The organism is Aquimarina ulvae (genome assembly GCF_053613295.3).
Genome location: NZ_JBSIBP030000001.1, coordinates 707184 through 726993 on the forward strand (window position 1 = coordinate 707184; position 19810 = coordinate 726993).

General features: G+C 34.8%; 17 protein-coding genes and 1 riboswitch. All 17 genes read left to right on the forward strand.

Annotation, left to right across the window (positions count from 1 at the left end; genetic code table 11):
* The first annotated feature begins 3 nt into the window (after window positions 1–3).
* The 17 genes from ACWGOQ_RS03100 (at window position 4) to metF (ending at window position 19766) form a co-directional block, all read left to right on the forward strand.
* The gene (locus tag ACWGOQ_RS03100) at window positions 4–966 is read left to right on the forward strand and encodes an alpha/beta fold hydrolase (RefSeq protein ID WP_452057090.1); all 963 of its coding nucleotides are present in this window, start codon (window positions 4–6) and stop codon (window positions 964–966) included.
* A gap of 12 nt (window positions 967–978) precedes the next feature.
* Window positions 979–3393: a bifunctional aspartate kinase/homoserine dehydrogenase I gene (gene thrA / locus ACWGOQ_RS03105; protein WP_452057091.1), complete on the forward strand. Its 2415-nt coding sequence runs from the start codon at window positions 979–981 to the stop codon at window positions 3391–3393.
* Between the two features lie 8 nt (window positions 3394–3401).
* Window positions 3402–3827: an OsmC family protein gene (locus ACWGOQ_RS03110; RefSeq protein ID WP_452057092.1), complete on the forward strand. Its 426-nt coding sequence runs from the start codon at window positions 3402–3404 to the stop codon at window positions 3825–3827.
* Window positions 3824–5002, forward strand: coding sequence for a trans-sulfuration enzyme family protein (locus tag ACWGOQ_RS03115; protein ID WP_452057093.1), 1179 nt, complete (start codon window positions 3824–3826; stop codon window positions 5000–5002). Before ACWGOQ_RS03110 ends, ACWGOQ_RS03115 begins: the two co-directional genes overlap by 4 nt.
* A 203-nt stretch (window positions 5003–5205) precedes the next feature.
* Window positions 5206–5457: a DUF2061 domain-containing protein gene (locus tag ACWGOQ_RS03120; protein ID WP_452057094.1), complete on the forward strand. Its 252-nt coding sequence runs from the start codon at window positions 5206–5208 to the stop codon at window positions 5455–5457.
* Between the two features lie 26 nt (window positions 5458–5483).
* On the forward strand, window positions 5484–6110 hold the full coding sequence (locus ACWGOQ_RS03125) for a phosphoadenosine phosphosulfate reductase domain-containing protein (protein ID WP_452057095.1): 627 nt from the start codon (window positions 5484–5486) through the stop codon (window positions 6108–6110).
* Window positions 6111–6113: 3 nt separating this feature from the next.
* A complete protein-coding gene (gene cysD / locus ACWGOQ_RS03130) occupies window positions 6114–7091 on the forward strand; it encodes a sulfate adenylyltransferase subunit CysD (protein WP_452057096.1) in 978 nt (325 codons plus the stop codon).
* A 79-nt stretch (window positions 7092–7170) separates the two neighbouring features.
* Window positions 7171–8418, forward strand: coding sequence for a sulfate adenylyltransferase subunit 1 (locus tag ACWGOQ_RS03135; RefSeq protein WP_452057097.1), 1248 nt, complete (start codon window positions 7171–7173; stop codon window positions 8416–8418).
* A 109-nt stretch (window positions 8419–8527) separates the two neighbouring features.
* Window positions 8528–10618 (forward strand): ferredoxin-like domain-containing protein, encoded by a 2091-nt coding sequence (locus tag ACWGOQ_RS03140; RefSeq protein WP_452057098.1) that lies wholly within the window; start codon window positions 8528–8530, stop codon window positions 10616–10618.
* A gap of 51 nt (window positions 10619–10669) precedes the next feature.
* Window positions 10670–11437, forward strand: a complete 768-nt coding sequence (cobA, locus tag ACWGOQ_RS03145) for a uroporphyrinogen-III C-methyltransferase (RefSeq protein WP_452057099.1) — start codon at window positions 10670–10672, stop codon at window positions 11435–11437.
* A gap of 21 nt (window positions 11438–11458) precedes the next feature.
* Window positions 11459–12061 (forward strand): precorrin-2 dehydrogenase/sirohydrochlorin ferrochelatase family protein, encoded by a 603-nt coding sequence (locus tag ACWGOQ_RS03150; RefSeq protein WP_452057100.1) that lies wholly within the window; start codon window positions 11459–11461, stop codon window positions 12059–12061.
* A complete protein-coding gene (locus ACWGOQ_RS03155; RefSeq protein ID WP_452057101.1) occupies window positions 12048–13103 on the forward strand; it encodes an NAD(P)/FAD-dependent oxidoreductase in 1056 nt (351 codons plus the stop codon). Before ACWGOQ_RS03150 ends, ACWGOQ_RS03155 begins: the two co-directional genes overlap by 14 nt.
* Before the next feature lie 81 nt (window positions 13104–13184).
* The gene (locus ACWGOQ_RS03160; protein WP_452057102.1) at window positions 13185–13505 is read left to right on the forward strand and encodes a 2Fe-2S iron-sulfur cluster-binding protein; all 321 of its coding nucleotides are present in this window, start codon (window positions 13185–13187) and stop codon (window positions 13503–13505) included.
* A 99-nt stretch (window positions 13506–13604) separates the two neighbouring features.
* Window positions 13605–14171 (forward strand): DUF998 domain-containing protein, encoded by a 567-nt coding sequence (locus tag ACWGOQ_RS03165; protein WP_452057103.1) that lies wholly within the window; start codon window positions 13605–13607, stop codon window positions 14169–14171.
* 630 nt (window positions 14172–14801) lie between these two features.
* A riboswitch (SAM riboswitch) is annotated at window positions 14802–14909 on the forward strand.
* 143 nt (window positions 14910–15052) lie between these two features.
* Window positions 15053–16054, forward strand: coding sequence for a homocysteine S-methyltransferase family protein (locus ACWGOQ_RS03170; RefSeq protein WP_452057104.1), 1002 nt, complete (start codon window positions 15053–15055; stop codon window positions 16052–16054).
* Window positions 16055–16057: 3 nt separating this feature from the next.
* Window positions 16058–18778 (forward strand): methionine synthase, encoded by a 2721-nt coding sequence (gene metH / locus ACWGOQ_RS03175; protein WP_452057105.1) that lies wholly within the window; start codon window positions 16058–16060, stop codon window positions 18776–18778.
* A 34-nt stretch (window positions 18779–18812) separates the two neighbouring features.
* Window positions 18813–19766, forward strand: a complete 954-nt coding sequence (metF, locus tag ACWGOQ_RS03180) for a methylenetetrahydrofolate reductase [NAD(P)H] (RefSeq protein ID WP_452057106.1) — start codon at window positions 18813–18815, stop codon at window positions 19764–19766.
* Window positions 19767–19810: the final 44 nt, after the last annotated feature.

Consider the following 19810-nt stretch of genomic DNA (forward strand, 5'->3'; position numbering starts at 1 on the left):
TCTATGCTCCAAAAAGTTCAAATAACCAATTATACTACCGTAAAAGGACTAAAGATCGAAAAAATGCCACTATTCTATGAGGTGTTTGGACAACCGTTGGATACTGCTCCAATCGTCTTGGTTAATCATGCATTAACAGGTAATTCTAGTGTTTGCGGTCCAAATGGATGGTGGAATGGGTTGATTGGAAAAGAGAAGTGTATTGATACAGAAAAATATGCTGTTTTGTCATTTAATATTCCAGGTAATGGCTATGATGGAGAAGAGAAAAATTTAATTTCAGAGTATACAATTTTTACTGCCAGAGATGTCGCTATGATTTTTGCAAAAGGGTTACAGCAACTTGATATAAAAAAACTTCATGCTGCTATCGGAGGTTCTGTAGGAGGAGGAATAGCTTGGGAGCTTGCCGCTTTAGAACCTAGCTTGATTGAGCATTTAATTCCGGTAGCCACAGATTGGAAATCTACTGATTGGTTAAAAGCCAATTGCCTGGTGCAAAAACAGATCTTATTGAACTCTGAAAACCCTGTACACGATGCAAGATTACATGCTATGCTTATTTATAGATCTCCTCAATCGTTTAAACATAAGTTTGATAGAAGTTATAATGAGAATAAGAGCATGTATAATGTAGAAAGTTGGTTGTTTCATCATGGAGAAAAACTAAATGAAAGATTTTCGCTTTCAGCCTATAAAGAACTAAATCACATACTAGCCAATATAGATATAACAAAAGGAAGAGGGAGTTTCACAGACGTTGCTGGTGCTATAAAATCTAATATTCATATCATAAGTGTCAATTCTGATGGCTTTTTTACTGCAGCAGAAGATGAAATTACCTTTAAAGAATTAAAAAAGGTGAAACATAATGTTTGGCATTACTTGATTAACTCTGTTCACGGACACGATGCCTTTCTTATAGAATTTGACCAACTCAGTACATTATTGCGGGAGGTGTTTTAAAATAAAATAAAGATGAAAATTTTAAAATTTGGAGGAAAATCACTGGCAAATGGTAAAGGAATCCATAAGGTGGTTGATATCATCGAAAATAAGGTTAATAATGGCGAATCGATAACGGTTGTTCTTTCTGCAAGAGGGAATTCTACGGATGAGTTAGAAGCTATTTTGGATAAAGCCGTAAAGAATGAGAGCTACCGAGAACAATTAGAATCATTTAAGAAATATCAGTTGGGTGACTTTATCAATTTTTATGCTGATGCTGAGTTCAATACCTTGGATAAGCTTTTTGAAGGAGTTTCTCTATTAGGGGATTACAGCAAAAGAATTAAGGATCAAGTATTATCTCAGGGAGAAGTGATTTCTGCAAAACTTATTACCCACATCCTTAAAGAAAGAGGAGTCAATGCGCACTTTACGGATAGTAGAGAGTTGATTAAAACAGATGGTGCGTTTGGAGAGGCACAACCTTTGGACAAACTGTCCAAAGAAAATGTGATAGCGCATTTTAAAAAATACAATGGATCGACCATTAATATAGTAACAGGCTTTATTGCATCAAACACTAATAATGAAACTACTACCTTAGGTAGAAACGGAAGTAATTATACAGCGGCTTTATTGGCTAATTATCTGAATGCAGAAGAACTGCAAAATTTTACACACGTAAGTGGCATTTATACGGCAAATCCCGATTTAGTATCTGATGCAAAAAAAATTGAAAAACTATCTTTTACAGAGGCAAATGAATTGGCTTATTTTGGTGCCAATATTTTACACGCAAAGACAATTATTCCGCTGATAGAAAAAAATATTCCTTTAAGGATTTTAAATACCTTCGATGATAAAAATAAAGGAACATTAATTACTGCAGAAAATAATGAGAACAGAATCAAATCCCTCTCGGTGTTAGAGAACGTTTCTTTAATTAATTTAGAAGGAAGAGGTTTGTTAGGTAAAGTGGGTGTCGATGCACGGATTTTCAAAGCATTAGCCCAAAAAAATATTAGTGTAAGTATCATTTCTCAAGGCTCTTCAGAAAGAGGAATAGGATTGGTTGTAGAAGCAGAGAAGGCAAGAAAGGCTCAAAAAGTTCTCGAACAAGAGTTTGAATCTGATTTTTACAAGCGAGATGTAAATACAATTACGGTAGAAGATAAAGTATCTGTTATTTCTATTATAGGACAGGATTTAAGCACATTTCATAAGCCTTTCAATGCGTTGATTAAGAATCAAGTCATACCATTACTATTTAATAATACGGTCTCAGGAAAGAATGTCAGCTTGGTTGTATATAAAAATCAATTGCATAAAGCACTTAATGTAATTCATGGAGAAATTTTTGGAATAGCAAAAAAAATAAATATAGTTGTATTTGGACACGGATTGGTAGGAGGGACTTTGATAGATCAGATCTTGAAATCTGCCAAGGACATTGAAAAAAGAAAAAAAATCGACCTAAATATTGTTGCAGTAGCAAATTCAAAGAAAATACTTTTAAATAAAAATGGCATTAAAAATTCCTGGAGATCAGATATCAAAGAAGGAAGCTCTTATGAAATAAAAGATGTAATTCGTTTTACAGAGGAACATCATTTAGAAAATTTGATCGCAATTGATAATACCGCGAGCCACGAATTTACTGAGAACTACATTACTTTGGTAACACATGGGTTTGATTTAGTCTCTTCTAATAAAGTGGCAAACACCTTACGTTTTAAGTTTTACAAAGAGTTGAGGTCAAAACTGCAAGAATATCAAAAACAGTATCTTTATGAGACCAACGTAGGTGCAGGTTTACCTTTGATAGATACGATTAAACTTTTACACCTCTCCGGAGAAAACATCACTAGAATTAAAGGTGTTTTTTCTGGATCTTTGAGCTATTTGTTTAATACATTTTCTAAAGAAGAAAAAGCATTTAGTAAAGTATTACAAGAGGCTATCGATAAAGGGTTTACAGAACCAGATCCTCGTGAAGATTTGTGTGGAAATGATGTGGGAAGAAAATTGTTAATCTTAGCCAGAGAACTAGACCTTAGTAATGAGTTTGAGGATGTAAATATTTACAATCTAATCCCAGAGAATCTCAGAGGAGGAGAAGCAAAAGTATTTTTAAAAAGATTAAAAGAATTAGATTTGGTGTATCAAAAAATAAAGTCAGCACAGAAACCAAACCATGTACTGCGATATATCGGAGATTTACACGGAGATTTATTTGAAGAAAAAGGAATTTTAGATGTTCAATTAGTATCTGTTCCTGAAAGTAGTGCGTTAGGACAAGTAAAAGGTTCCGACTCTATATTCGAAATTTATACAGAATCATACGGCGATCAACCTATAGTTATACAAGGAGCTGGCGCAGGAGCAGCGGTTACTGCTCGAGGAGTTTTTGGAGATATACTAAGATTAACTGAAAAAGGATTATAAATAAAAAGATGAAAATACAACTGAAGAGAATAGATAATGATTATCATTTCGAATTAAAAAACGAAAGAGGACACTTAACATATATTGATAGCAAAGCAGAAGTGGGAGGACATGATCTGGCTCCAAGTCCAATGGAATATGTCTTAATGGGGGTAGCAGGATGTAGTGCGATTGATGTGATTTCTATTTTGAAGAAACAGCGACAGGAAATTACTGATTATAGAGCAGAGGTAGATGGATCAAGAGTAGAAGTTGACGGAGCAAAACCTTTTAAAGAGATTTCCGTCACCGTATATTTAGAAGGAGATGTAGCTCCAGAAAAAGCAAAAAGAGCAGCACAATTATCGTTTGAAAAATATTGTTCCGTATCTAAAACACTGGAACCAACAGCTACTATAATTTATAAAGTGGTAGTGAATAACAAAGAAGTATGAGTACGAAAATGCCAAATTTTGAAACACAGGCGGTTAGAACGCAAACAGATAAAACTCAATTTTTAGAACATTCTACTCCCATGTACCTTACTTCGGGATTTGTTTTTGAGGATGCTGAAGAAATGAGAGCAGCTTTTGCTGAGGAGAAAGATAGAAACCTGTACAGTCGTTTTAGCAATCCCAATACCACTGAGTTGGTGGATAAAATTTGTAAACTAGAAGGAGCAGAAGATGGATATGCTTTTGCTACCGGAATGGCAGCTGTATTTTCTACATTTGCTGCATTATTAAATGCCGGAGACCATATCGTTTCTGCAAGATCGGTTTTTGGTTCAACACATTCTTTATTCACAAAGTATTTCCCAAAATGGAATATCAAAACCAGCTATTTTTCGGTGAATAATTTTGATGAAGTGGAATCTCTGATTAAGCCGAATACCAAAATTATTTATGCAGAATCCCCTACAAATCCAGGAGTTGATCTATTAGATTTAGAGCTGTTAGGTAAGATTGCTAAAAAACACGATCTTTTATTGATTATTGATAATTGTTTTGCAACACCGTATTTACAAAATCCAATAAAATTTGGAGCCGATTTAGTAATCCATTCTGCCACAAAATTAATTGATGGTCAAGGACGAGTATTAGGTGGAGTTACTGTTGGGAAAAAAGAGTTAATCCGAGAGATCTACTTGTTTTCGCGTAATACAGGACCCGCCTTATCCCCATTCAATGCATGGATATTGTCAAAAAGTTTAGAAACACTCGCGGTTAGAGCAGATCGTCATTGTGAGAATGCCTTAACATTGGCTGCATTTTTAGAATCACATGCTAAAGTGAATTGGGTAAAGTATCCTTTTCTAAAATCTCATCCGCAATATGAAATTGCAAAAAAACAAATGAAATTAGGAGGTAATATCGTAGCTTTTGAGGTAAAAGGAGGGGTTGCAGCAGGAAAAACTTTTTTTGATAATATTAAAATGTGCTCACTTTCTGCTAACCTTGGGGATACAAGAACTATTGTTACACATCCTGCATCTACTACCCACAGTAAATTAGCAAAAGAAGATAAATTGGCTGTGGGTATTACCGATGGGATGGTGCGATGTTCTGTAGGACTAGAGCATATCGATGACATTATTACTGACATAGAGCAGGCTTTAGAAAAAACTTAATTTTTTTTAATCATTTTTGGTGTGAACTGTAATAATCTACTAAATCACTAGGCTTTTTATTGATAATATCATAATTTTTTTGTTTCATGTAATTTTTTAGTCTTTTTAAGACTAAAAAATAGATTTTTATCTATACATTTGTTATAATAATCTACTAATCCGATAGGGTAATAGGTTTTTAAAGAAAAATGATTTTAGATCAAATGATATTAGATAAAGTAGCGACGAAAAAAACATCGTACGAGACTGATAGGGCTTCAGAAAAACCGTTGCGAAGTGTTGCAAAGGCTGTAAGCTGGAGAGTAGTTGGTACATTAGATACACTCATAGTTTCTTATGTTTTTATTGGTGAAATAGCATTAGCTACTTCAATAGCATCTATAGATTTTATAACAAAAATGATTCTTTATTTTTTTCACGAAAGACTCTGGAATCGTATCAAATGGGGAAAATGATTTTTACCTTAAAAAGAATTCTAAAAATGAAGTTTACCGAAAAAGAAATAGCGAACCTGAATAATGTACTAAAGGATAAAACACCATTAGAGATTGCTCAGTGGGCTGTTTTAAATGCACAAAACCCAGTGGTTACCACTAATTTCAGACCTTTTGAGACTGCTATCCTTAGTGTTTGTGCTAAGTCATTTTCTAATATTCCTGTAATATGGTGCGACTCAGGCTATAATACACCTCATACATATAAACATGCAGAAGAAGTGATTAATTTGTTAGGACTTAATATTCAATTATATGTTCCGAAACAAACAGCAGCTCATCGGGATGCTGTATTAGGAATTCCTGACATAGAAGATCCGAAACATGCATTGTTTACAGAACAAGTAAAACTAGAACCATTTAAAAGGGCTATGGCCGATTTTAAGCCTGATGTATGGTTTGCTAACCTTAGAAAAGGACAAACTGCCCTAAGAGATTCTTTGGATATTTTAAGTTTGGGAAATGACGGAGTATTAAAAGTAAGTCCGTTTTATTATTATAGTGATGCAGAATTAGAGGTGTATTTAGAACAGCATAATTTGCCAAACGAATTTAAGTATTTCGATCCGACAAAGGTTTTAGATAATCGAGAATGTGGGATTCATACAAACTAATAAATGAAGCAAAAGCATAGCATGGAAGTACTAGAAAAAAAAACAGGCCAGCTCAATGGTTCATCGATAAAATCAGAACAAAAAATGATTTTAAATGTAAATCCTTTAGAAAGTGAAGCTATTTATATTTTTAGAGAAGTTGTTGCACAATTTGAAAAACCAGTATTACTTTTCTCCGGAGGAAAAGATTCTATCACCTTAGTTCGATTGGCTCAAAAAGCATTTTATCCAGGTAAAATTCCTTTCCCATTACTACACATCGATACAGGGCATAATTTTCCTGAAACCATAGCGTTTAGAGACCGTCTTGTAAAAGAACTTGGTGTAGAATTAATTGTTCGCAAAGTTCAGGACTCTATAGATCAAGGTAAAGTAATTGAAGAAAAAGGAAAATACGCAAGTCGTAACAGCCTCCAAACTACAACACTATTAGATGCCTTAGAAGAATTTAAATTCGACGCAGCTATTGGAGGCGCAAGAAGAGATGAAGAAAAGGCAAGAGCTAAGGAACGTATATTTTCTGTGAGAGATGATTTTGGCCAGTGGGATGAAAAAAATCAGCGTCCAGAATTGTTTGACCATTTAAATGGGAAGATTGATTTAGGTCAAAATGTTCGGGTATTTCCAATTAGTAACTGGACAGAACTAGATGTTTGGAGTTATATTCAAAAGGAAGGGATCGAAATCCCTTCGATTTATTTTGCCCATAAACGTAAAACCTTTATTAGAGATGGTATGATTTGGTCTGCAGAAGATGAAATAGTGCATAGAGAAGATGATGAATTGGTGGATGAAAGATTGGTGAGGTTTCGTACCGTTGGCGATATGTCTTGTACTGCAGCAGTACTATCTGATGCAATTACTATAGACAAAGTAGTTGCTGAAATCAGAAAATCTACGATTTCAGAAAGAGGGGCGCGTATCGATGATAAAAGATCAGAAGCTGCCATGGAAAAACGTAAACAACAAGGATACTTTTAAAATAAGCCGATAGTTGTCAGTTGTTGATTAATAAATTTATCCATCAACTATCAACTATTAACAATCAACTAAAAAAGAAATGGACGTATTAAAAATAGCAACAGCAGGAAGTGTAGATGATGGTAAAAGTACCTTGATTGGACGTATTTTGTATGATACAGAATCATTAACTACCGATAAATTAGAAGCAATTGAAACGCGAAGCAAAGCAAATGGTTTTGATTATTTGGATTTCTCCTTAGCAACTGATGGCTTAGTTGCAGAAAGAGAGCAAGGAATTACTATTGACGTGGCTCATATTTATTTTTCTACAAAAACAAAAAGTTACATCATAGCAGACACGCCAGGTCATATAGAATATACGAGGAATATGGTTACAGGCGCTTCGACTTCTCAAGCATCTATTATTTTGGTTGATGCCAGAAAAGGAGTGATCGAACAAACATACCGTCATTTCTTTATTAACAATCTATTGAGAGTGAAAGATGTAATTGTAGCTGTTAATAAAATGGATTTGGTTGATTTTTCTCAAGAAAAATATGAAACAATTAAAGCTGATTTCGAAAAACTAATAGCAAAAAGTGAATATAAAGAGCAAAATATTACCTTTATTCCTGTCAGTGCACTACAGGGTGATAATGTGGTCTCTAAATCCGAAAACACTCCTTGGTATGATGGTCAAACATTATTAGAACACTTAGAAGAATTAGATGCACAAGATGTGTATGAAAAAGCTGAAGTTCGTTTTCCGATACAAACGGTAATTCGACCTAAAAAAGATCAATTCCATGATTTTAGAGGATATGCAGGAAAACTATACGGAGGGGATCTTTCTGTAGGTGATGAGGTGACAGTTTTACCCTCGTTAACAACATCCAAAATAAAAGAAATTTTCTTTTTTGATGAAAAGTTTGACAAAGCAGGAAGAGGAAGCTCTTGTACAATAACATTAGAGGATGATGTTAATGTTAGTAGAGGAGATATGATCGTAAAGTCTTCAGAAAAACCCAGAGTAGAAAAACAACTGACCGCAACCGTTTGTTGGATGGACAGTAGCGATTTGAATCCGGGAACAAATTATTTTGTCCAAAGCGGAAGCAGTAGGGTTTTGGCTAAAGTGAGAAACATTAACGGAATGGTCGCTACTGATTTCTCAGGAGAAGATACTGCTAAAAATTCATTGAGTCTTAATGAAATAGGTAAAGTTCAGATACAACTAAGTAAACCTTTGGCTATTGATTCTTATCATAAGAATAAAGTATCTGGATCGTTTATACTGATAGATTCTCAAACCAACAATACATCAGGAGTAGGTTTTATCCAATAGATAAAAGTCTTTTACCGATAAGAAAAAACAAGAATTTTTAGAATTAAAAAACCTTTATACAAAAGTTATAAATATATCCTTTTTTTTAAAGGTTGAAATACGAAAGAAAATGCAAAGTTTTAGAACCGAAATAGAAAACCCAATTGTCCAAAAAGACATTATTGAATTAGCAAATAAAATAGAGCTATTTCATAAAGGGAAAATTGATGAAGAAAAATTTCGTAGCCTTCGTTTGGCACGTGGAGTATATGGACAACGTCAGGAAGGTGTACAGATGATTCGTATCAAACTTCCATACGGCAAAGTGTTAAGCAATCAGTTAAGGAGAATTTGTGACGTTTCGGATGAATATTCTAGAGGGAGATTGCATATAACTACAAGACAAGATATACAAATTCATTATGTAGAACTTAATAGAACTCCTGAACTTTGGGCAGCATTAGAAAGAGATGATGTTACGCTTAGAGAGGCATGCGGTAATACAGTTCGTAATGTAACCGCTTCAGAAACTGCAGGCATCGACCCAAAAGAACCTTTTGACGTATCGCCATATGCAGATGCACTGTTTCGTTTCTTTCTAAGAAACCCTATTTGTCAGGAAATGGGGCGTAAATTCAAAGTATCCTTTTCCGGTACTGAAGAAGATACTGGATTGTCTTATATGCATGATCTAGGTTTTATTGCCAAAATCGACAATGGAGTAAGGGGTTTTAAAGTGATGTTGGCGGGAGGATTAGGTTCGCAGCCAAGACACGCAGACGAATTGTATAGTTTTTTACCATCGGATAAAATTATCCCTTTGATGGAAGGAGTTTTGAGGGTTTTTGATAGGTACGGTGAGCGTAAAAGCAGGGCTAAGGCACGAATGAAATTCTTAGTGAAAGATATTGGTGTAGATAGATTTAAAGAATTAGTAGAAGCAGAACAAAAAGCAATTGCTCAAAAAACGGTTGTAATCGATGCAGAATCATATACTCCATCAGTCCCTGTTGCTGTAGAAGTGCCACAAGTGGAGATTAAAAATCAAAAAGCTTTTGATTTGTGGAAATCTACCAACATCATCCAACAGAAGCAAGAAGAGTATGTTGCTATTGGAATTAAAGTTTTATTAGGGGATTTTTATACGGATAAAGCTAGGCTATTGGCAAATTTAGTCGAAGAATATGCTGCTGGAGAAATACGATTGTCCCTTCGTCAGAATATTCTAATTCCTTATGTTAATTCAGCATTACTTCCATTTTTCTACCAAGAACTAAAGAAGCTTGGATTTGTAGAAGCTGGCTATAACAAAGCAATAGATATAACAGCTTGTCCGGGGACCGATACATGTAATTTAGGCATTGCCAGTAGTACTGGTATTGCTGAAGAGTTAGAACGTGTAATAAAAAAGGAATATCCACAGTATTTAGAAAAAGAAGATCTGGTTATTAAAATCAGTGGATGTATGAATGCCTGTGGTCAACATAACATGGCAAATATAGGTTTTCAGGGAATGTCAGTGAGAACGAAAGATAAGTTAGTAGCACCAGCATTGCAAGTTTTGTTAGGTGGAGGTAATCTTGGCAATGGAAAGGGTCGTTTTGCAGATAAGGTTGTTAAAATCCCAAGTAGAAGAGGACCAGAAGCTTTACGTCGAATTCTGAACGATTTTGAAGAAAATGCAAATGGTAAAGCTTTTGTGGAGTATTATGAAGATAAAGGAGAAAAGTATTTTTATAACTTTCTTACTGATTTATCCAATGTAGATAATTTGACCCAAGAAGATTTTATTGATTGGGGGACAGATTCAGCGTATGTAAAAGCAATCGGAATTGGAGAATGTGCAGGAGTAGTAATCGATCTAATTGCTACATTGTTCTTAGAGAGTGAAGAGAAAATAGCCAATGCTACAGTTTCTTTTGAAAATGAAGTGTACTCTGATGCAATATACCACGCATACAGTTCTTTAGTGAATTCTGCTAAAGCATTATTACTTGCAGAGAACAAAAAGACAAATACACATGCGAGTATTATAAGTCAATTTGATACAGAATTTGTGGCTAGTGAAAAGATCAATCTTAACGGAACATTCGCAGATTTGATATATCAGATTCAAAAAAATGCACCGAGCAAGGATTTTGCAGAGGATTACATCAAAAAAGCAGGGCAATTTTTACAAAAAGTGCAGGCTTTTAGAACCCCTGAAGTAGAAAAGGTATAATATCTTTATAGGAGTCATAAAATAGTTGAATTAAGAGTAATAAGTATATAAATGAGTGTTAAAATTCCAAAGCTAACAGTGGTTGGAGCAGGACCAGGAGATCCGGATTTGATTACACTAAAAGCAATCAAAGCATTAGAATCTGCAGATGTGGTCTTGTATGATGCACTCATCAATGAATCATTGCTAGCATATGCACCCAATGCCGAAAAGATTTTTGTAGGTAAAAGGAAAGGGTGTTATGCATATCAACAAGAACAAATCAATGAACTAATTGTCAGCAGAGCTAAAAGTCACGGACACGTAGTACGATTAAAAGGAGGAGATCCATTTATTTTTGGTCGTGGAGCAGAAGAAATTGATTATGTTCAGGAATTTGGAGTGGAAACTCATATGGTACCAGGAATATCATCTTCATTGGCAGTTCCTGCATATCAAGGTATTCCTTTGACCAAAAGAGGTTCCTCAGAGAGCTTTTGGGTAATTACGGGAACAACCAAATCTCATAAATTATCACAAGATGTTTGCCTGGCAGCAAAATCCAATGCAACTGTGGTAATTTTGATGGGAATGAGCAAGCTAAAAGAAATAGTTAGTATCTTTGCTGCCGAAAATAAACAAGACATTCCAGTAGCTATAATACAGAATGGGACAACTGAAAATGAGAAGTTTGGGTTTGGTTCAGTACGAACTATAGAACAAGTAGTTTTAGAAAAAAAAATATCATCACCAGCTATTATTGTAATCGGTGATGTAGTTGAGCAAAGAGCGAAATTAGCTTCGATTTATAAAGAAGTAAAAGAAGAAATCGTATCTTGATAGTTCAGGATAGCTGTAAAGATGGAAGAAAGAAATAATTTATATCCGGTTTTTCTTAAAGTTAAAAATCTCGAAATTTTAATTGTAGGAGGTGGAAATGTAGCGGAAGAAAAACTAACGTTCTTATTAAAATCTAGTCCGGATGCTAAAGTCACAATGGTTTCACCAATGTATAGAGATGATACTATTGTATTAGCAAATAAATTTGGAGTAGAAATGATCAAAAAAAAATATCACAGACGTTTTCTGAAAGGGAGGCATATTGTGATTGCTACTACAGATGTTCCAGAAGTGAATGTACAAGTGTTTAAAGACTGTAGGAAAAGAAGTAAGTTGGTGAATGTAGCAGACAATCCTCCATATTGTGATTTTTATATGGGTGGTATTGTAACCAAAGGCAATGTTAAGGTGGCAATTTCGACAAACGGAAAGTCACCTACAACAGCAAAACGACTACGTCAGTTTTTTGAAGGAGTAATTCCTGAAAACATTGATGATCTGGTCAAAAATTTAAATGAATATAGAAAAACAATAAAAGGTGATTTCGAAGAAAAAGTGGAAACGCTTAATGAATTTACCAAAGGATTAATAGGAAAAAAAGAAGTTGAACATGATCAAGACTGATATTCTAATCATCGGAGCGGGACCAACAGGTTTATTTACCGTTTTTGAAGCTGGATTACTTAAGTTAAAAACACATCTTATTGATGCATTACCACAACCAGGCGGCCAATGCTCTGAGATTTATCCTAAAAAACCAATATATGATATTCCAGGGTTTCCAGAGATTCTCGCAGGAGATTTAGTAAATAATTTAATGGAACAGATAAAACCTTTTGAGCCAGGTTTTACGTTAGGAGATCGAGCAGAAACCATTGAAAAACTTGAAGACGGAACTTTTGTTGTTACTACGTTACGAGGTGTTAAACATAATGCACCTGTGGTTGCAATAGCTGGAGGATTGGGTTCTTTTGAACCTCGTAAACCTCCAATTCCCAATATTACTGATTTTGAAGATAAAGGGGTAGCGTACATTATTAGAGACCCCGAAGTATATAGGGATAAAAGAGTAGTAATTGCTGGAGGAGGAGATTCTGCCTTAGATTGGACTATTTTCTTAGCAGATGTTGCTAGTGAAGTTACCTTGGTGCATCGAAGAAATGAATTTAGAGGTGCGTTGGATTCTGTAGAAAGAGTAGGAGAACTAATGAAGCTTGGTAAGGTAAACTTAATCACCGAAGCTGAAGTAAAAGAAATAAAAGGAGATGATCATGTAACTGGAGTTGGTATCAAACATAAAATGCAAGGGGATATTAGCTTGGACACAGATTATTTCATTCCATTGTTTGGCTTGTCTCCAAAACTAGGACCTATTGGAGGTTGGGGATTAGAAATAGAAAAAAATGCCATAAAAGTGGATAATTCGTATGATTATCAGACAAATATACCCGGTATATATGCGATCGGTGATGTAAATACCTATAAAGGAAAATTGAAGTTAATTCTTTCAGGATTTCACGAAGCAGCTATTATGTGTCAGAGTGCTTATCAAAGAATTTTCCCAGATAAAAAATATGTAATGAAATACACTACTGTCGGAGGAGTTGAAGGATTTGATGGCTCCAAAAAAGAAGCTAAAAAGGAAGTTGTAAAGGCGATAGTATAATATACAGTTATCAATTTTTAGACCTCACTGATTTTACAAACCAGTGAGGTCTTGTTATATTTGTAAATCGAAATATAAAAAATGTCAGACGTTACAATAAAAATCAAAGATAGAGAAGGAGAAATTCATGAAATAAAAGCTCCTACTGATATGGCGATGAACCTTATGGAAGTTTGTAAAGCATACGAACTTCCGGTAGAAGGAACCTGTGGTGGTATGGCAATGTGTGCGTCTTGCCAGTGCTATATTTTGTCTGATCACAAGCTTCCTGAAATGAGTCAGGATGAAGACCTCATGCTGGCAGAGGCTTTTTACGTTGAGGACAATAGCAGATTAGGTTGCCAGATTCCAATAACCCTTGAATTAGATGGGCTAGAGATTGAATTAGCTCCTGAATCTTAGTAGAACCCATATAGAGATACCATAGTATTATAAATTATATAGGATTAAGAATAGAGAGATAACCTAATGAAAAGTCAACATAAGAAATACATTCGTTTTTTGTCAATTATAGGGGGGTTAGGGTGTTTTGCGGTTCTCATTTCTGATATCATTGGAGTTATTGTTGTTGAGAAACACAATCCTTTAAGAAATACTATAAGTCAATTAGCTCATGGTAAATATGCATATATTCAAGATATCGGATTAAGCCTATTCGGAATCGGAGTTATTGCAACTTCTGTAGCACTTTTTATATTTGATCACACTAAGGTCAAATTAAAAGTTGGTTCTCTGTTTCTTATCTTAATGGCTATTGGTGTCATTTCTTTAGCAGAGCTCAATAATCTTATCGGTGAGCCAGGAACTATAATTCATTTAGTCGCTGTTGGATTCATTGCAATTTGCTATTTCGTTTCAATGATTCTTTGGATATCAAAATTTAGACAAGTATCTCAAAAGTGGTATCAAGGGCACGTTATAGTTGGAACGTCTATAATTATTTTACTGGCAATGTTTAAGTTTGTTCCCGAAGCTTACGAAGGGGCTTACGAACGTTTACTGGCAATAATCCTTGTTGGATGGTTTTTGCTTTGTAATTATTACTTATTTAACCTGAACAAATTATAACCTATTCCTTGTTCAATTTAGTGAATAAACTTAGCTGAAGTTTAATTAAAGTTTATTCTTCAAAGAGTTTAATCATCTCTTTTTGAGATTTTTTAATTTTAAAGATGATATTTAGATATTTCCATTTTTCACCGTTGTGATGCGCATAAATATAAAGCTGGCCTTTATTTTCTGTACTCAGGAGATTTATGGTAATATTTACTGTAGTAGCACGATTGCCATATAGGATATCTCCTTCAATTAACCACAAATATATAGACGGCTTATCTAATTTTTGAATGATTATTTCATTTTATTAGCCATTTCATAAACATTATTTACTAGTTCAGATTATATATGAGCCAAGCAGTATCTAAAGTAACATCACCTGTAAGCGAAAAGTTTCATTCATCATGTTGACTAATATATTCTGGAGATTTTACGAATGACATTTTTTTAATATAAAACTTGTATTATGAAATTGAATTGTAAAAAGAGCGATCCCCTGTTCAATATGTTTTATCTATAAAAAGATTTAATATTTTTAGTAATTCGTAAAATCATTAAATAAACTTGCAAAACAAAAGGCTATGCCTTTAATTTGTAATTATAACAACAGTCAAAAATCTGTTTGGTTCATATAATTATTAAACGTTATCAAGAAAGGTGGAGGGAATAGACCCTATGATACCTTAGCAACCCTTTATCTCTTAAAGAAGGTGCTACATTCTATTCGTTGTAAAACGAAATAGATAACAATGACTATAGCTTTAGCTATTTCCATTTATTTTTCTTGATATAATTAATTTTAATTGAATTCCCTTTCAAAGGGAGAAATGACTAGCCAAAGCTTGTCAAATAGTATGTTTTATAACATTCTATAGTAATGGTAAACGGTAGAAATGAAGGATATAAAAAGAATATTGGAAGAAAGAATTTTGGTGCTTGATGGCGCCATGGGAACTATGTTGCAGCGTCATAAGTTTACAGAAGAGGATTTTAGAGGAGAACGATTTAAGGATTGGCGAGTTCCTGTTCAAGGAAATAATGATCTATTAAGTATTACTCAACCTGAAGGAATAAAAGAAGTACATCGATTGTATTTTGAAGCGGGAGCGGATATTGTAGAAACTAATACTTTTTCTGGAACTACAATTGCAATGGCCGATTATAAGATGGAGGAATTGGTGTACGAACTAAATTATCAATCTGCTAAAATAGCAAAAGAAGTCGCCGATGAATTTACAGAAAAGGAACCCCATAAACCTCGTTTTGTAGCAGGATCTATTGGTCCTACAAATAGAACAGCAAGCATGTCACCTGATGTAAATGATCCGGGTTATAGAGCAGTTACTTTTAATGAACTTAGAATCGCTTATAAACAACAAGTAGAAGCATTGATCGATGGTGGGTCTGATATTCTTTTGGTAGAAACTATTTTTGATACGTTGAATGCAAAAGCAGCGTTATTTGCTATTGAAGAGGTAAAGGATGAAAGAAATATAGATATACCTATTATGGTAAGCGGCACCATCACAGACGCAAGCGGACGAACGTTATCTGGCCAAACGGCAGAAGCTTTTTTGATTTCAGTATCGCATATTCCTATGTTATCCGTTGGTTTTAATTGTGCTTTGGGAGCCAGTCAATTAACGCCCCATCTCGAGGTGTTAGCTCAAAAAGCGAATTTCGGTGTATCTGCCCATCCTAATGCAGGACTGCCAAATGCTTTTGGCGAATATGATGAAACACCTGAGCAAATGGCGGATCAGATTAAAGAATACCTGGATAAAAGTCTGGTAAATATTATAGGAGGTTGTTGTGGAACTACTCCAGAACATATAAAAGCAATTGCAGATTTAGCTAAGAATTATAAACCTAGAACATTAACTGTTCAAGCTTAGATTATGAGTACGGAGCAAAAAATAAAATATTTGAAACTTTCCGGACTGGAACCTATGATCGTTTCAGCAGAAACCAATTTTATCAACGTTGGTGAACGGACTAATGTTGCCGGGTCCAGAAAATTCCTGCGCTTAGTAAAAGAAGAAAAGTTTGATGAAGCTTTAGAAATAGCAAGACATCAGGTAGAAGGTGGTGCTCAGGTGATCGATATCAATATGGATGATGGTCTAATTGATGGAAAAGAAGCCATGGTTAGGTTTTTAAACCTAATCATGGCAGAACCCGATATTGCCAGAGTTCCTATTATGATTGATAGTTCTAAATGGGATATCATCGAAGCAGGTTTACAAGTAGTACAAGGAAAATGTGTGGTGAATTCTATTAGTCTTAAAGAAGGGGAAGAAGAATTTATTGCTCACGCTAAAAAGATTAAGCGATACGGAGCTGCGGTAATCATTATGGCCTTTGATGAGGTTGGGCAGGCTGATAATTATGAACGTAGAATCGAAATTTCCAAACGGTCATATGATCTTTTGGTGAATCAACTGAATTTTCCTCCAGAGGATATCATTTTTGATCTCAATATATTTCCTGTAGCAACAGGAATGGAAGAGCATAGAAAAAATGCGATTGATTTTATTAAAGCTACGAGATGGGTTCGAGAAAACCTATCACATTGCAGTGTAAGTGGAGGTGTTAGTAATGTCTCTTTTTCTTTTAGAGGAAATAACCCGGTGCGAGAAGCAATGCATTCGGTGTTTCTATACCATGCTATTAAAGCTGGAATGAATATGGGAATTGTAAATCCTGCTATGCTGGAGGTATATGATGATATCCCAAAAGATTTGCTTGAGCATGTGGAGGATGTAATTTTAGATCGAAGAGATGATGCTACCGAACGATTATTGGATTTTGCAGAAACAGTAGTAGGTACAAGTAAGGAAAAAACTGCAGATCTTTCCTGGAGAGAAGAACCTTTACAGAATAGAATTACTAGAGCACTGGTTAAAGGAATTGATCAATACATTGTTCAAGACGTAGAAGAAGCAAGATTAGCTGCGGATAAACCGATCGAAGTAATTGAGGGAAACTTGATGGTGGGTATGAATGTGGTAGGGGATCTTTTTGGATCAGGTAAAATGTTTTTACCACAAGTTGTAAAATCTGCCAGAGTTATGAAAAAGGCAGTAGCACATTTATTACCCTATATAGAAGAAGAGAAGAGGAAAAACCCTCAATTAGCCAAAGGAAACGGATCAGCTGGAAAAGTTTTAATGGCTACTGTAAAAGGTGATGTTCATGACATAGGTAAAAATATTGTTTCTGTAGTGCTAGGGTGTAATAATTATGAAATTGTGGATTTAGGAGTAATGGTTCCTCCAGAAAAGATTATTCAAACTGCTATTGATGAGCATGTCGATATTATTGGATTAAGTGGTTTGATTACGCCTTCACTAGATGAAATGGTATTTTTAGCAAAAGAAATGGAGCGAAGAAATTTTAAAGTTCCATTACTTATTGGCGGTGCAACTACTTCCAAAGCACATACCGCTGTAAAAATTGATCCACAATATAAAAATGCTGTAGTTCACGTTAATGATGCATCAAGAGCGGTTACTGTCGTAGGAGATTTATTGAATAAAAGAAGCAATGAAAAATATATAGGAGCGCTTAAGGAAGATTACGAAAAGTTCAGACATGGTTTTCTAAAAAGAACAAAACAAAAAGAGTACCTATCTTTAAAAGAAGCAAGAAAAAATAAGTATGCGATCGACTGGTCATCTTCAGAAATCAAAAAACCAAAAAAAATAGGAGTACAAGTAATAGAAGATTGTGATTTGAGAAAATTAGAACCCTTTATAGATTGGACACCTTTTTTTAGATCCTGGGACTTACATGGTAAGTTTCCAGCAATTTTGACGGATGAAGTTGTTGGAGAACAAGCATCCTCTCTTTTTGAAGATGCACAAGAGTTATTGCAAAAAATATTAGAAGAAAAATTATTAGGAGCGAAGGCCGTTTACGGTTTGTTTGAAGCGAATACAGTGAATGATGATGATATTGAAGTGATATATAGTCACAATGAGAAAAATCAAAATGGAGACAATAAAAATTTTGTATTCAGAACACTTCGACAACAACTAAAAAAACACGCCGGGAAACCAAATTTTGCACTGGCAGACTTTATAGCCCCAAAAGAATCAGAGAAACAGGATTATATAGGATGTTTTTGTGTTACTACGGGTTTCGGAACCAAAGAGCTGGCAGAAGCTTATGAAAAAGACCACGATGATTATAACGCTATTATGATCAAAGCATTAGCAGACCGTTTAGCAGAAGCCTTTGCAGAATATTTACACCATAAAATACGTAAATGTGATTGGGGATATGCAAGCGAGGAACAACTCTCTAATGATGAGTTGATTAAAGAATCATATAAAGGAATAAGACCTGCCCCGGGATATCCAGCCTGCCCAGATCATTTAGAAAAGCTTACTATTTGGGAATTGTTACGGGTAAAAGAAAAAATAGGTGTAGAACTAACAGAAGGACTAGCAATGTGGCCTGCAGCTTCAGTATCAGGTTACTATTTTGCAAACCCCGAAGCAAAGTATTTTGGATTAGGCAAAATAAAAGAAGATCAGGTAAAAGATTTTGCAGAAAGAAAAAATGTTGATTTTGAATATGCTAAAAAATGGTTGAGCCCCAATATTATTGATTAAAATAAGAAATTACCAATTAAGAACTATACATTAAATGAAGGTTACAGATCACATAAAAAATGCAAATGGAAAGACGTTGTTTTCTTTCGAATTGATACCTCCACAAAAAGGGAAAAGCATTCAGGAGCTCTATAATAATATTGATCCGTTGATGGAATTTGAGCCTCCATTTATTGATGTAACTACATCTAGAGAAGAATTTATTTATATCGATAAAGAGGGGTTGTTGGACAAAAAATTAACCCGCATGCGCCCCGGAACTGTTGGTATTTGTGCCTCAATAACCCATAAGTATAATGTCGATACTATTCCGCACGTGCTCTGTGGTGGTTTTACAAAAGAAGAAACCGAGTATCTACTGGTAGACTGTCATTATTTGGGGATTGATAATGTGATGGCCCTTCGTGGGGATGCGATGAAAGAAGAAAAGTATTTTAACCCTACAAATGGAGGACACAGCTATGCGAACGAACTGGTAACGCAAATTGTCAATATGAACAATGGACGATTTCTTCATGAAGTAATAGAAAGTGATAACCAGTCTGATTTTTGTATCGGAGTAGCAGGATATCCAGAAAAACATATGGAGGCACCGTCTATGGATTCTGATATTAGAAGATTGAAAGATAAAGTTGATGCTGGTGCAGACTATGTAGTGACACAAATGTTTTTTGATAATAAAAGATATTTTGCCTTTATAGAGAAAGCAAGAGAAGCAGGCATTACAGTACCTATTATTCCAGGAATCAAACCTGTTGCAGTAAAAAGACACTTGCAGCTCTTACCTCAGGTGTTTAAATTAGATATGCCAGATGAATTAGTACGAGCTGTAGAAGGCTGTAAAACAAATAAGGAAGTCCGGGAGGTAGGTGTAGAATTTGCAATTCAACAATCCAAGGAGTTAATGGAATATGGAGTGCCCGTTTTACACTATTATTCCATGGGAAAATCAGATAACATTGAGAAAATTGCTGCAAATGTATTTTAAAACCTGATAGGTTTTGGAAACCTTATAGGGCTATCTTACATTTG

Excerpts from the sequence above, each read along its gene's own strand:
- ACWGOQ_RS03100 (WP_452057090.1), top strand. The coding sequence starts at position 4 with ATGCTCCAAAAAGTTCAAATAACCAATTATACTACCGTAAAAGGACTA.
- thrA (WP_452057091.1), top strand. The coding sequence starts at position 979 with ATGAAAATTTTAAAATTTGGAGGAAAATCACTGGCAAATGGTAAAGGA.
- ACWGOQ_RS03110 (WP_452057092.1), top strand. The coding sequence starts at position 3,402 with ATGAAAATACAACTGAAGAGAATAGATAATGATTATCATTTCGAATTA.
- ACWGOQ_RS03115 (WP_452057093.1), top strand. The coding sequence starts at position 3,824 with ATGAGTACGAAAATGCCAAATTTTGAAACACAGGCGGTTAGAACGCAA.
- ACWGOQ_RS03120 (WP_452057094.1), top strand. The coding sequence starts at position 5,206 with ATGATATTAGATAAAGTAGCGACGAAAAAAACATCGTACGAGACTGAT.
- ACWGOQ_RS03125 (WP_452057095.1), top strand. The coding sequence starts at position 5,484 with ATGAAGTTTACCGAAAAAGAAATAGCGAACCTGAATAATGTACTAAAG.
- cysD (WP_452057096.1), top strand. The coding sequence starts at position 6,114 with ATGAAGCAAAAGCATAGCATGGAAGTACTAGAAAAAAAAACAGGCCAG.
- ACWGOQ_RS03135 (WP_452057097.1), top strand. The coding sequence starts at position 7,171 with ATGGACGTATTAAAAATAGCAACAGCAGGAAGTGTAGATGATGGTAAA.
- ACWGOQ_RS03140 (WP_452057098.1), top strand. The coding sequence starts at position 8,528 with ATGCAAAGTTTTAGAACCGAAATAGAAAACCCAATTGTCCAAAAAGAC.
- cobA (WP_452057099.1), top strand. The coding sequence starts at position 10,670 with ATGAGTGTTAAAATTCCAAAGCTAACAGTGGTTGGAGCAGGACCAGGA.
- ACWGOQ_RS03150 (WP_452057100.1), top strand. The coding sequence starts at position 11,459 with ATGGAAGAAAGAAATAATTTATATCCGGTTTTTCTTAAAGTTAAAAAT.
- ACWGOQ_RS03155 (WP_452057101.1), top strand. The coding sequence starts at position 12,048 with ATGATCAAGACTGATATTCTAATCATCGGAGCGGGACCAACAGGTTTA.
- ACWGOQ_RS03160 (WP_452057102.1), top strand. The coding sequence starts at position 13,185 with ATGTCAGACGTTACAATAAAAATCAAAGATAGAGAAGGAGAAATTCAT.
- ACWGOQ_RS03170 (WP_452057104.1), top strand. The coding sequence starts at position 15,053 with ATGAAGGATATAAAAAGAATATTGGAAGAAAGAATTTTGGTGCTTGAT.
- metH (WP_452057105.1), top strand. The coding sequence starts at position 16,058 with ATGAGTACGGAGCAAAAAATAAAATATTTGAAACTTTCCGGACTGGAA.
- metF (WP_452057106.1), top strand. The coding sequence starts at position 18,813 with ATGAAGGTTACAGATCACATAAAAAATGCAAATGGAAAGACGTTGTTT.